Raw genomic sequence first — 13,605 nt, forward strand, 5'->3', positions numbered from 1 at the left:
CGCATTGTAATGATTTAAGTGACTAAGTGGTTAATTATTTCATATTTGCAGCTTGGCGTATTTAACGCTAATCTATACTGTAAATTTATACAGTTAAGTGGCGCGGTTCATTTCATTGAACATTAGCGACCCAACAGTGGATTATGATTTTATATATTGCTGAAAAACCCAGTCTAGGTCGTGCTATTGCCGATGTTCTGCCAAAGCCACACAAAAAAGGTGATGGCTTTATCACAGCCGCTAATGGTGATTGCGTCTCATGGTGTATTGGCCATTTATTAGAGCAAGCCGAACCCGATGCCTATGACGATGCATTTAAGTCGTGGAAACTCGAACACCTTCCCATCGTGCCACAAACGTGGAAACTACAGCCAAAACCTAAAACGCGCAGCCAACTTACGGTGTTACGAAAATTGGTCAAGCAAGCATCATCGATCATTAATGCTGGTGATCCAGACCGTGAAGGGCAGTTGCTGGTCGATGAAGTGATTTCTTATTTGGGTGTGAAAGGAGACAAGCTGAGTCAAGTTCAACGTTTGTTAATCAGTGACTTAAACCCACAAGCGGTAAAACGTGCTTTAGGGCAATTACGCAGTAACCGAGAGTTTATTCCATTATCGACCTCTGCATTGGCCCGCAGCCGTGCTGATTGGCTATATGGCATGAACATGACCCGAGCCTACACGATTCAAGGTCGTAAAGTGGGTTACCAAGGTGTGTTGTCGGTTGGCAGAGTACAAACACCTTTGCTGGGGCTCGTCGTTCGTCGCGATGATGAGATTGCCGATTTCAAACCTAAAGCTTTTTATGAAGTCTTAGCGCATTTACTCACCGACCAACAACAAGCATTTACTGCCAAATGGCAACCTAGCGAAGCATGTCAGCCATATATGGATGAAGACGGACGAGTATTAGCTAAAGGTTTAGCCGAAAATGTCGTTGCCCGTATCAATGGGAAACCAGCGGAAGTCACTAAAATTGAAGCTAAAGATAAGCGCCAAAACCCACCATTACCTTACAGCTTATCGGCACTGCAAATAGATGCAGCTAAACGTTTTGGCCTGTCAGCGAAAGAGGTACTGGATACTTGCCAAAGTTTGTATGAGCGCCACAAATTGATTACTTATCCGCGCTCAGACAGTCGCTATTTACCTAAAGATCAGCATGCTTTGGCGCCAAAAGTATTGGACGCCGTGCTCAAAGGCGCTTCAGGCTTAATTGAGGGTTGTGAGTCTCCTAATAGTAAACTTAAATCTAAAGCGTGGGATGACACTAAAGTAGATGCTCACCATGCGATAGTGCCAACTGAAAAGGTGGCTAATTTATCGACATTATCAAGCAACGAAGCTAAGTTATATCAACATGTGGCAAGGCAATATTTAGCCCAGTTTTATCCCGCCTATATTTATGCAGAAACCGCCGTTGAAGTGACCATTGCCGGTGGCTTATTTACCACTAAAGCACGTCAAGATAAAACCTTAGGTTGGAAACAACTGTTTAAGCGTTCTGCCACTGCAAATCAATCTAGTTCTAATTCAACTAGCAGCGACGACGACAATGAAGACGCGGTACAGTCTTTGCCGCCACTGGTTAAAGGTCAAATTTTGCATTGTCAGCGTGGTGAATTACTACAGAAAATGACCCAAGCGCCGAAGCATTTTACCGATGCCACTTTATTAGGTGCAATGACCGGCATTAGCCGTTATGTGACAAACAGCGAGATTAAAAAAATCCTTAAAGAAACCGATGGTTTAGGTACAGAGGCCACACGTGCCGGCATTATTGAATTGCTGTTTAAACGCGGTTATTTAATTCGCCAGGGTAAATCGATATTGGCCACCCCTGTGGGTACTGGCTTAATCCGCAGTTTACCCGAATCAGCAACCACACCCGACATGACTGCTTTATGGGAAAACAGTCTCGATGCCATAAGCCAAAAACGCTTAAAGTACGATGCCTTTATGCAGCCATTGTTGAGCCAATTAGATGGTCTTATCACTCAAGCATCGAGTCAATTACCCTCAGCATTACAAGGTGTTGCCAGTACTGCACCGAAACGCAGTTTTAAGAAATCGTATAAAAAGAAGGCTAAAGCGAAAAGCTAAATTGGCAAGAGTTACTTGCATTACAGTCTAGGTATTTCGGAAATATAACTGTGTTAACTCACCATTAGGAACTTTGTAAATGTCATTGTGAACTTTTAAACCATTAAGTTCATATAGTAGATATTTACAGACAAACATACTAATAACCTAGGAAAATAAAGGAGAGTGTTATGAAAAGCACACTAGCGTTAACGATATTTGCAGCAAGTTTATTGTCTTATGCATCTAATGCCACAGCAGATAAAACCATTTTAGCTGGTGGATGTTTTTGGTGTATGGAATCAGATTTTGAAAAGCTTGATGGCGTAACCGATGTGGTCTCAGGATTTACTGGCGGAAACATCAAAGACCCTACCTATAATGGTAACCACCGTGGTCATTATGAAGCGGTTGAAATAACATACGATCCTAGCAAAGTGAGCTATACAGAGCTGTTAGAACATTACTGGGTCAACATTGACCCTTTTGATGCAAGCGGACAATTTTGCGATAAAGGTTCTAGCTATTTAAGTGCTGTTTTTGTGGCAAACGACACCGAGCGACAAATTGCCCAACAGTCTAAAAAAAAAGTAGAAAAGCAGTTTCCGAATAATAAAGTGGTGACGCCAATTTTAAATGCGTCTACATTTTATCCAATAAAAGGTGATGAAAGTTATCATCAGGATTACTATAAGAACAACCCCATTCGCTATAATGCTTATCGCTGGAACTGCGGCAGAGACAAAAGATTAAATGAAATTTGGGGTGATAAAGCAACACATTAGGCTTAATTTATGGCCGCAGCTACTTGTATTATCACTATTCAATTGAATTATGATTTTATACTGAATCAAATAAAACAAGGAATAGAATTAATGAAAGATTCAAGGAATGAAATAGCGAAATACGGCATAACCTTTGGAACAGCGTTATCTATCGCTATTTCATGGAGTGTAAACAAGTCTGTTTTATGGGCGATTTTTCATGGTTTTTTATCTTGGTTTTATGTCATCTGGCACGTCGTTACGCGATAGTCTTTTGCTTTTCCAACGCTGGAGTTAGCGAACGTTAAAACGTTAATGCCGTAGGCCAGAATTGAATAAGGTTATCGGAATAATAATGAATAAGATGTCATAGTTAGTCTTGTCAATCCAAAACGCTTTTATCGAGTATGCCTTTCTCTATTAGTTGCAGTAAAATACTGCGAGTTTTGTCTTTAAGCATGTCACGCAGTAATCGCGCTGCGGGTGTAATAGATTGTCTGCTGGGAAATACCAACCAGAGTTCAGTGGATTTAACGGGATAGTCCGCCATTATCCTCACTAGGTTATTGGTCAGTAAGTCATGTGACATGTCTAAGCATGACTTAGCTGATATTCCTTTGCCATTAACGCACCAACGTCTAACTAAGTCTGCATCATTGGCAACCCGGTCACCGGATACTTTTACTTTAATACTGTTGTCAGCTTGGGTGAACTCCCAGATGTCGTGAGTTAAGTTTTGTAATTGATATAGCAGGGCATTATGTTCTGCCAATTCTTGTGGATGTGTTGGGGTGCCAAATTTATCAAGGTAAGTTTGTGATGCACAAATTAGCCTTGGCACATTACAAATTTTAAAGCCGTATAAATTAGCATCATTAGGTGAACCATAACGTAAAGCTAAATCGACAGCGTCGCGATAAAAGTCAACGTTGGCATCACTAATGCTGACTCTCAAACTCACTTTTGAATGAGTATCCATAAATTCATCAAGCCAAGGGATTACAATATTACGCCCCAGATCCGATGATATGGCTAGGCGTAAGTCACCATCAATAATGTCCAGCTCACCTTTCATGTTTTGCTTTGCTTGCTCCAGCATTAACATGGCTTGCTCACACTGCGGTATATACTTTTCGCCAGCGCTCGATAAACGAAGTTGCCGGGTGGTGCGAATAAAAAGTTCAACGCCTAAACTGGCTTCAACCCGTTTTAATGCAGCACTAGCGGTGGCGGTGCGCATGTCTAGATTGGTTGCCGCGGCAGTGATGCTGCGAAACTCTGCGACTTTAAGCACCACATAAAGGTCTTCTAATAACATGATTATCCATTTTTAATTGATAATGTTTCAATTATTATGCTGTTTATGGGAGATAAAACAAGCGCTAATATAGCTTCATCAAGTTTGAGCAACCTTATTTTATATATCACAGGAACAATCTTATGAAAGCTATTGGATATAAACAGTCTCTTGAAATTTCGAACCCAGAATCATTAATCGATGTGACATTGGATCAACCAATTGCAACAGGCCGTGATTTATTGATTAAAGTTAATGCCATCGCCGTTAACCCTGCCGATTATAAAGTGCGCTTAAACATGCCACCGGCAGACGGTGAAGTAAAAGTGATTGGTTGGGACGCGGTTGGCGAAGTCATTGCAACGGGTGATAAGGCAAGTCAATTTAAACCGGGTGATGTGGTGTACTATGCTGGTGATATTACTCGCACAGGAAGTAACGCTGAATATCAGTTAGTAGATGAACGCTTAGTGGGCATGAAGCCTAAGAGTTTATCGAATGCAGAAGCTGCTGCACTACCTTTAACGGCGATAACAGCATGGGAATTGTTGTTTGAACATTTATCGATTAAGCAGCAAAGCCCTGGCGCTGTAGAGAAATCAAACGAAGTGATTTTGGTTGTTGGCGCAGCGGGTGGTGTGGGTTCTATATTTGTACAATTGGCTAAAGCCATTACGGGTGCAACCATTATTGGTACCGCATCACGTGCCAGTTCAAGTGAGTGGGTTAAGAAATTGGGTGCGGACTATGTTGTCGACCACACTAAACCGCTTGTTGCGCAAATAGCGGCATTAAACATTGGCCCTGTTACTCATGTTGCGAGTCTAAACAGCACCGATACTTATTTTGACAGTTACACAGAGTTATTAGCACCGTTTGGTAAGATTGCGATGATTGACGATCCAGTTGCGCTTGATGTGACTAAATTAAAGCTAAAGAGTTTGTCATTACATTGGGAGTTTATGTTTGCTCGTTCGATGTTTAACGCAGTCGATATGGATGAGCAGGGACGTTTACTTAACCGAGTAGCGGATCTTGTCGACCAAGGTTTTATTCAAACTACGTTAGGCCAGCGCATGGGCGCAATAAATGCTGCAAATCTTCGTGCTGCACATGAGGCGTTAGAAGCTGGCCGTGCGATTGGTAAAATTGTGTTAGAAGGGTTTTAATTAAGACCTTAAATTATATTATTGAGTAATGTTAAATACTTATATTATCGAACACTTATATTATCGAACAGGAATCAACATGTCACATTTAACGATTGTAGCCAATATTAAAGCCAAAGCGGACAAAATTGAATTGGTGAAAACTGAGTTACTGAAGCTGATTGACGTTACACGCGCTGAACAAGGGTGTATTAGCTATGAATTACACCGAGACAATGACAACTCTGCTCACTTTATGTTTTATGAGACTTGGCAGACCCGTGAATTATGGCGTGTGCATATGGAAAATCAGCATTTAGCCGATTTTGTGGCTGCAACTCAAGGCGCTGTTGATGAATTTACGTTGAATGAAATGACCGTTATCGACTAGTTTTATTCAAGTTGGCGATTCAATTGAATGACATCCAAAAGCAGAACATAAAATGTTCTGCTTTTTTGTCGATTTTTTTTAGTCTCTTATGAGACACTCAAGTGATAAATCGACTTGATTAAACCTAGTTCAGGTTAAATATTAGGATAAGTGGCAAGATGGAAATCAGATTTACGCAGTTGCAGTGTTGTTCATCGAGTGTCACTGTCGATATTGATGATTGGGTGATTGAATCACAACAATCTTGGGGGGTATTTAGCACCGAAGGTGATGTCGGTGCATTACTTGGTCAGTTATTAACCCAGCAAGTTGATGCACAAACCTTAACGTATAGTGGCGATATTACCGGTGTAACGCCAGCTTGTGTGGCATTAGTGTCATTGCTTGAGCAACAATCACTGCTTGAAGCTATTTTAGAGCAAGATGACAGCGAGTCACTGGGATATACCGATCCTAAAACGACCGTGTTTGGGGTTGTTTTTAATCAATGCCATGACAATGACTTAACCCATCAATTGCTGCAGCAATTAGATTTAACGCATTTAAGCTTAAGTCCTTTTGCTCAATTGTCTACCGGTGAAGGCCGCCGAGTAATGCTTGCCCGTGCAGTAGCAACCCAAGTGCCTTTTTTAGTGCTCGACGAGCCTTATGCAGGCCTTGATGTTGCGCACAGACAGACCCTGACAGAATATTTACAACAATTATCTCAAACCAAACAAATACTGGTCGTGGTGTCGCGTGAAGAAGATATGCCAGATTGGATTGAACATGTTGCTATGTTTAGTCATGGTAAATTAGACACTATGATGACCAAATCACAGTGGGATAACCATCCTGTTATTGCCCAGCTAACGGCGCAAGCGGGTCAACAAAGCGATGATATGTTGGCGCTTATTCGTCGTCACAGACACAAACCATTATTTGCTAACCCGGTTTTTCAGTTAAATAATGGACGAGTGGCTTACAGCGATAAAGTGATTTTCTCGGGTGTGAACTGGCGTATTGATAATGGCGTGCATTGGCAGGTCAAAGGGCCTAATGGCTGTGGTAAGAGTACTTTGCTTGGGCTTATTTTTGGTGACCATCCACAATGTTACAGTAATGACATTGATATTTTTGGTAACAAAAGAGGTTCTGGCGAAAGTATTTGGGAAATTAAAAAACACATCGGTATGGTGTCTTCGGCATTACATCTTCAATACCGGGTTAATTGCAGTGCACTGGATGTGATTGTTTCTGGCTTTTATGATTCTATTGGTTTGTACCAAAAACCGACGGCACAACAAATATCTGTCGCTACAGAATGGTTGGCCATTTTACACATGGGCCATTTAAGTAAAACCGCTTTTCGACAATTAGAATATGGCCAACAACGCTTATTACTCATTGCTCGCGCCATAGTGAAACAACCCACCTTATTGATCCTCGATGAGCCTTATCAAGGTTTGGATTATTTGGGACGCCGACTGATTAAAAATGCCCTTGAACTCATTGCCAAAGAACACTTAAGTCAATTGTTGTATGTCTCGCATTATCAAGAAGATAGCCTAGACAGTATTCAGCATTATATTGAGTTTGTGCAAGATGAAAACCAAGATGGTTATCGGGCGGTGGTTTCTCAGGGGTAATTCCATCGTGTTTAAAGAGTCTCTAAATAGCTAACTTAGGTTGGCTATTTTTGTTTGTGAGTTTATTTTCTAATAATAATTGATAATGTTTCAATTATTATGCTGTATATGGCGATTAAACTTTTGTATATCATAACCACATTAACGCCGATAGCCTTGAATATTGAGTGAATTGAGCTGTAATAGGGCTATAGACATACAGCGACACGCTTAAGGAAACTGATGCTACTTGATACACCCATTTGCGATTATGGCTGGAAAGCCCCAGATTTCACCTTGAAAGATGCCAATGGTAATGCTTTTACCATGAGTGAGCACTTAGGAGAAAAGGGCTTATTAATTATGTTTATTTGTAATCATTGTCCTTATGTTAAAGCCGTTGCGACGCGTTTAGCTGCGGATACAAAGCAATTAATGGCTGAAGGCATCAATGTGTTAGCGGTTATGTCTAACGATTATCATGATGTTGAGGCCGACTCGCCACAAAATATGCTGCGTTTTGCCAAGCAACATGGTTTTGAATTTGCTTATTTAGTGGACGAAGATCAGCAAGTGGCTAAGCAATATGGTGCAGTGTGCACTCCTGACTTTTTTGGTTTTAATCATTTCGGTGAATTGCAATATCGTGGCAGGTTAGATGATGCGCGTTTGCAAGATGCGCCGAACAGAGAACCTGAACTACTACAAGCCATGCAAATGATTGCTGCAATAGGCAAAGGGCCTAAACAACAAACAGCCAGCATGGGTTGCTCTATTAAATGGCGATAAGCCATTTTAGTTAGCTATAAATTTAATGAGCTATAAACCTTGAAAAATTGTTTTTAAGCACAATAATAATGCAAAGAAATTTTTAAGTTAACTGTGTTGTTAACTAATTGTATTTATTGTTAATTTGTATTTATTGTTAATTTGTATTTTGTTTTTTGTTTTTTGAGTTTAGTTTGAGTTTTAGATTTAGATGTTATTTACGACCAATGGTTGTGACTAACAAGGTTAGTTACTCGATGATATTAATCAACAGCATTAATCAATGTCGTTAACTGCCAGTCCTTTTAATGATTGTTAACATCGAGATATCACATGACCAATGCCATTATTGCTGATTTAGAAAAACGTTACACTGCCAAACGCTATGATGCGACTCAACGCGTGCCTAAAGAAGATTTAGCCGTGATTTATGATGCTATGGTGTTATCGCCGTCATCAATTAACTCTCAACCATGGAAGTTTATCGTGATTGAAAGTGACGAGGCCAAGCAACGTTTACATGACTCTTATGCTAATAAGTTTCAGTTTAATCAACCGCATGCTAAAACGGCCTCACATACTATATTGTTTGCATATAACCCTAAGTATACCCGTGAAGATTATGCCAAAGTGGTAGATCAAGGCATTATTGATGGCCGTACTAAGCCTGAAGATCGCGAAGCTGCATTTGGTGGATACGCATTTGTTGACTTAAACACTGATGAAGCGGGTAACAATGCGGCTTGGACTAAGTCACAAACCTATTTAGCATTAGGTAACACTATGCATACGCTAGCGCGTCTTGGTATCGACTCTACGCCAATGGAAGGTGTTGATAGTGAAATGCTAGGCCAAATATTTGCTAAAGAGTTGGACGGTTATGTGTGTGAAGTTGCATTAGCATTTGGTTATCATCATTCAGATGAAGACTACAACGCCAAGTTACCAAAATCTCGTTTAAACATTGAGCAAGTATTACAGGTTTTATAATTGATCCGTCGCTATTTACGCGACTGATATTAATGAAAAAGGGGGCATAAGAGTAATCTTATGCCCCCTTTTTTAAGTTACTGAAGCTGAACACGTTGACCAGTATTGAGTCATTAGCGCAAACAGTGGCCACGATTGAGGCTTATCAATTTATCGAGTACGCGTTCGCCGTCCATACGAATACCATTGTGCTCATATTCTGATGTGAGCCAGTACTTAAGGTTAGCCACTTTTTTAGTGGTTTCTAAACTGTATTGCATTTCGACAAACATATCTTCGCTGTATATCGCGGCTGCAACCGGGACTTTATTATTCGCCAGTTTCTCTAGGTCATATAATGCAGGCCAGTCTTTTTTCGCTGCGATAAGTTCAGCTGCATGTTGCAGTGGAATGAGTTGTTCAAATTGGGCAAACATCCACGGATAGACCATTTCGCCAGTGAACAATAATGGTTTGTCAGGACGATAGTTAAATTGGCTGTATTGTGCTCGTACTCTGTGTGCGGCCCAAGTTGATGCTTGTTGCTGACAATAAATAGACTCATGCATTAATGCAAAAATAGGGTTGGTGTTATAGTCGAGAAATTGACTGAACTGATGTAAAAACAGTGGATTAATGTCGATACCATGCGGCGTTTCAATTAAGGCTTGCTCAAGCAGATAGTAAACCGCTTCAGGGCCTTGTTCCATACCGATATTAATGCCTAACAACTGCAACATTTCGACCGTGAGTTGCTCGCCAGTGGCTAAGTAGACTTTGTTTTCGTAAAGGTATTTTGCTAAGTCATCGACTAAGGTGCGTGCATCACTAAAACGCTTGAAAAAGTCATTGTTTTTAGCAATGACACGTTGATAAGTGGCTTGATAAACCTCTTCGGCAGGGCGGTCTAGTGAAGGAATACCACCAGTAATGTATGCCTCTTTTAGGCCTTCTGGCGCAGCAGACAAATAATGCAATACACAAAACCCACCAAAACTTTGGCCTAAAATACTCCAAGGTTGGTCTGGCGATAATTTTGCGCGAATATACTCCGCATCTCGAACAATATTGTCTGCACGGAAAAAGCTTAGGTAGTCCGCTTGGTCTGTTGAACTCATGTAGCTTAAGCTGGTGGCATTAACTGGGCTTGATAGTCCGGTGCCCCGTTGATCGAGTAATAATACTCTATATTCAGTTAACGCACGTTTTATCCAACCGTTATTGCTGATCGGTCTGACGGCACCAAATCCTGGCCCACCTTGAAAAAACACTAAATAAGGCAACTTTTTATGTTGGTTCTCAACGCTGACAATTTCCCGAGCGAAAACTGTAATCTGTTTACTTGGACTTTGTTGATAGTCTAACGGCACAGAGAAAAAGTGCTTACGAGCAACAATGTCTGCTAAGGTGAGTTCTGTGTGCATAAAATGCCTATTCAGTGTTGATTAATGGGACAGCAAATTTTTTCAAACTCTGATGTACCGGTGCTATTTTTTGGTGCTAGAGGCGCATCTATATGGTTTGACTCATACGGTGTTTGGGCACTTATTTAGGCGCGAATGGTACTATTTTATGAGCCATCTTAACGATTAACAATCGGTAACTCGATGGAAATCACATTAAATAGGTATCTAGATCAAATCTGCCTAGGTAAAATTAACTGATAATTAACCGAATGATCATAAAGAACGAGGTTGTCGATGAAGTATCAAATCATCCCCGTAACGCCTTTTCAGCAAAATTGTAGTGTTATATGGTGCGAAAAGACCTTAAAGGCTGCGGTTGTTGATCCTGGTGGCAATATTGACCGAATTTTAGCTGAGGTGGCTAAGTTAGGGTTAAGTGTTGAACAAATATTATTAACCCATGGTCATATAGATCATGTTGGTGGTGCAGCTGAATTAGCCAAAAAATTAGCGGTGCCGATTATTGGTCCGCACATAGCGGATAAATTTTGGTTAGAAAACTTAGTTAAACAAAGTCAAAACTTTGGTTTTCCACGCGCTGAAGCTTTTGAGCCGAATCAGTACCTTAATGAAGGTGATGAAGTGAGTGTAGGAGAACAACATTTACAGGTGTTGCATTGTCCAGGGCATACACCCGGACACATTGTTTTTTATGATAAAATGGCTGATTTAGCTTGGGTTGGCGATGTGCTTTTTAGAGGCTCAATTGGTCGAACTGATTTTCCGCAATCTAATCATCAAGATTTACTTCACTCCATTACCACCAAATTATGGCCATTAGGGCTCAATGTCAGTTTTATTCCCGGTCATGGGCCTATGTCGACCTTTGCTGATGAGCGACAACATAACCCTTTTGTTGCCGATCAGTTATTTGATTAACAATTTGTTATGTGATCAGGTCATTGAGGTTATTTATTAATAAGTTGAAACCATTGATTCTTTGCATTGTAAACGCAGTCTGTTAGCTTAAGATAATGCGTTTACAAATGATGGACAGCCAACATGGTTCAACACCTCGTTGATTTACTCGATACCTGGTTACCTTCTTATCAAGAAGACTGGGTACTCGCCGTTCTTACCCAAGTACAAGGGTCTTCTTACCGCAAACCTGGCGCCATAATGCTATTTCATCCAATGGGTAAAAGCCTGGGGATGTTAAGTGGTGGTTGTCTTGAGGCGGATTTACGTCGTCACGCCCAACGTGCGATTCAAACTCAGCAAGTTATTCAGTTAACCTATGACGCAACCGATGAGTCTGATACCAGTTATCAGCTGGGTTGTGGTGGTATTGTTAATATCATGATGGTGTCGTTAAATAAATCGAACAATTATCTTGGTTTGGTGAGTGTCCATGACGCCTTAATGCGTGGTCATGCAGGTGTGTATCAAATTGATGTTGTTGCAGATGGCACGCCGATCAATAAACTAAGTGGTCACTTTGTCGAACAAGGCGCCGAGCTATCAACATCTGTCACTCTCAAGAGTAAAACTCGCGCAGTAGTCGATCAAGATACTACTGTGTTGCATATTCCAGTTAGACCACCAGTACACATTGGTATTTTTGGTGGTGGCTTAGATGCACAACCTATTGCACAAATGGCGCAAACACTTGGTTGGAAAGTCAGTGTGTTTGATGAACGTACTGCTTATGCGCGTACTTATGATTTTCCTGGATGTCAGATCATCAAGAAACCAACAGCAGAAGTGTCTACAACACTTTTGGCTAGTTTAGATGCCGCCTTTGTGATGAGCCATAATTTACAAATTGATGCTAAAACATTACAGGTACTCCAAACCATACCTTTGGCTTATATTTCGTTATTGGGCCCTACCCATCGCCGTGACAAGGTGTTGAGCATGGCTGAACTCAGTGTCGACGACTTTAGTGGCTATTTTTCGGCACCTGCAGGGTTAGCATTAGGCGGCGAGCTGCCTGGTTCGGTTGGGCTCAGTATATTATCCCAATGCCATGGAGTGCTGTATCAAAGTCAGTTAACCAGCCTTGATACGGTGATGTTGTCATAAACTCTCAGAGTACATGCATTCATGAAGCCTAAAATTGTTACTGTAATCTTAGCCGCTGGCGCTAGCAGTCGTTTTAACGGTGCTAAAATTGTCGCTAAAGTGCAAGGCGAACTAAGCTTACTTGAGCATTGCCTGCAGACTCTCGATCGCGTCACCACCGCAGTGGGTATCGCCCCAGCGGTGGTAATGTTAGGTGCACATCAAACGGATGAAGTATTGGCGATCACCGCGGATCATCATCGGCTCATCAATGATAATTGGCAGTTAGGCTTATCAAGCTCGGTAAAACTTGCAGGGCGATATGCTCAAAGCCAACAAGCAGATGCAATGTTAATCGTATTAGCCGACCAAGTGGCTTTGCAAGAGACAGAGTATTTGCAATTGATAGAAGCCTATATTCGTAATAACTTAACTACTTGCGCTTTTTACCTGCAAAATGTGGGTGTTCCAGCTATTTTTTTAGCTGAAGATATTAATGTTTTGATGTCGATTGATGGCGATAAAGGTGCTAAAAGCATTTTAAAACAACATGATAAAAATAATAGCTTGAACGTTGTTCAGATGGAACAAGCGCAATTTGATATTGATACACCAGCTGACTTAGCTCGTTGGTTAGATAATAAGGATTAATTATGACAACCCCAACACAAAAACTGATGGTAAATGGAAAGGATTTCACCCTCGATGCTGACCCTAATATGCCCGTTCTTTGGGCATTGCGTGACATATTAGGCCTAACTGGCACCAAATTTGGTTGTGGCGCAGGGCTTTGTGGGGCATGCACTATTCATGTTGACGGTAGTCCTATGCGCGGGTGTTTAACCAGTTTAAAACAAGTACAAGGCAAGCAAGTTACCACTATTGAAGGTCTTGAGGCTGAAAAGTTAAAGCAAGCTTGGTTAGAGCATAATGTACCGCAATGTGGTTATTGTCAGGCGGGGCAGTTAATGTCTGCTGCTGCGTTATTAACCTCGACGCCCAAACCTACTGAAACACAAATAGCCGATGCCATGTCGGGTAATATTTGTCGTTGTGGGACTTATCCACGGATAAAAGCCGCTATTCAATCGGCTTCGGAGGCGTGAT

At 41.2% G+C, this 13,605-nt stretch carries 14 protein-coding genes; 12 read left to right on the forward strand and 2 right to left on the reverse strand.

Features of this window, described 5'->3' with window-relative positions:
* Positions 1-143: 143 nt before the first annotated feature.
* The 3 genes from HNW13_RS04145 (at position 144) to HNW13_RS04155 (ending at position 3,118) form a co-directional block, all read left to right on the forward strand.
* Complete coding sequence (locus tag HNW13_RS04145) at positions 144-2,105, forward strand: DNA topoisomerase III (RefSeq protein ID WP_182744992.1); 1,962 nt, start codon at positions 144-146, stop codon at positions 2,103-2,105.
* 170 nt (positions 2,106-2,275) lie between these two features.
* Complete coding sequence (gene msrA, locus HNW13_RS04150) at positions 2,276-2,869, forward strand: peptide-methionine (S)-S-oxide reductase MsrA (protein ID WP_192115202.1); 594 nt, start codon at positions 2,276-2,278, stop codon at positions 2,867-2,869.
* 9 nt (positions 2,870-2,878) lie between these two features.
* Entirely contained in the window at positions 2,879-3,118 is a 240-nt protein-coding gene (locus HNW13_RS04155; protein WP_162021953.1) for a hypothetical protein, read from the forward strand.
* Between the two features lie 112 nt (positions 3,119-3,230).
* On the opposite strand, the gene HNW13_RS04160 is transcribed toward HNW13_RS04155, so the two are convergent.
* Positions 3,231-4,166 (reverse strand): LysR family transcriptional regulator, encoded by a 936-nt coding sequence (locus tag HNW13_RS04160; protein WP_182744990.1) that lies wholly within the window; start codon positions 4,164-4,166, stop codon positions 3,231-3,233.
* A gap of 122 nt (positions 4,167-4,288) precedes the next feature.
* On the opposite strand from HNW13_RS04160, the gene HNW13_RS04165 reads away from it, so the two are divergent.
* The 5 genes from HNW13_RS04165 (at position 4,289) to HNW13_RS04185 (ending at position 9,049) form a co-directional block, all read left to right on the forward strand.
* Positions 4,289-5,314, forward strand: coding sequence for a zinc-binding alcohol dehydrogenase family protein (locus HNW13_RS04165; protein WP_192115201.1), 1,026 nt, complete (start codon positions 4,289-4,291; stop codon positions 5,312-5,314).
* A gap of 79 nt (positions 5,315-5,393) precedes the next feature.
* On the forward strand, positions 5,394-5,684 hold the full coding sequence (locus HNW13_RS04170; RefSeq protein ID WP_162023430.1) for a putative quinol monooxygenase: 291 nt from the start codon (positions 5,394-5,396) through the stop codon (positions 5,682-5,684).
* A 158-nt stretch (positions 5,685-5,842) separates the two neighbouring features.
* A complete protein-coding gene (locus HNW13_RS04175) occupies positions 5,843-7,312 on the forward strand; it encodes an ATP-binding cassette domain-containing protein (protein ID WP_192115200.1) in 1,470 nt (489 codons plus the stop codon).
* A gap of 222 nt (positions 7,313-7,534) precedes the next feature.
* Positions 7,535-8,080 carry a thioredoxin family protein gene (locus HNW13_RS04180; protein ID WP_192115199.1) on the forward strand — a complete coding sequence of 182 codons (546 nt, stop codon included), beginning with the start codon at positions 7,535-7,537 and terminating at the stop codon, positions 8,078-8,080.
* A 312-nt stretch (positions 8,081-8,392) separates the two neighbouring features.
* On the forward strand, positions 8,393-9,049 hold the full coding sequence (locus HNW13_RS04185) for a nitroreductase family protein (protein ID WP_192115198.1): 657 nt from the start codon (positions 8,393-8,395) through the stop codon (positions 9,047-9,049).
* A 113-nt stretch (positions 9,050-9,162) separates the two neighbouring features.
* Here HNW13_RS04185 and HNW13_RS04190 read toward each other — a convergent pair whose 3' ends face one another.
* A complete protein-coding gene (locus HNW13_RS04190; protein WP_192115197.1) occupies positions 9,163-10,452 on the reverse strand; it encodes an alpha/beta fold hydrolase in 1,290 nt (429 codons plus the stop codon).
* A 276-nt stretch (positions 10,453-10,728) separates the two neighbouring features.
* Here HNW13_RS04190 and HNW13_RS04195 point away from each other — a divergent pair, with 276 nt between their 5' ends.
* The 4 genes from HNW13_RS04195 to HNW13_RS04210 all read left to right on the forward strand — a co-directional run bounded on the left by HNW13_RS04195 (position 10,729) and on the right by HNW13_RS04210 (position 13,604).
* Entirely contained in the window at positions 10,729-11,373 is a 645-nt protein-coding gene (locus tag HNW13_RS04195; RefSeq protein WP_192115196.1) for an MBL fold metallo-hydrolase, read from the forward strand.
* A gap of 123 nt (positions 11,374-11,496) precedes the next feature.
* On the forward strand, positions 11,497-12,519 hold the full coding sequence (locus HNW13_RS04200; protein ID WP_192115195.1) for an XdhC/CoxI family protein: 1,023 nt from the start codon (positions 11,497-11,499) through the stop codon (positions 12,517-12,519).
* Between the two features lie 21 nt (positions 12,520-12,540).
* A complete protein-coding gene (locus HNW13_RS04205; RefSeq protein WP_182744982.1) occupies positions 12,541-13,149 on the forward strand; it encodes a nucleotidyltransferase family protein in 609 nt (202 codons plus the stop codon).
* 2 nt (positions 13,150-13,151) lie between these two features.
* Positions 13,152-13,604: a (2Fe-2S)-binding protein gene (locus HNW13_RS04210; protein WP_101086741.1), complete on the forward strand. Its 453-nt coding sequence runs from the start codon at positions 13,152-13,154 to the stop codon at positions 13,602-13,604.
* The last annotated feature ends 1 nt before the right edge of the window (position 13,605 follow it).

The organism is Shewanella sp. BF02_Schw (assembly GCF_014596695.2).
Lineage (GTDB): Bacteria > Pseudomonadota > Gammaproteobacteria > Enterobacterales > Shewanellaceae > Shewanella.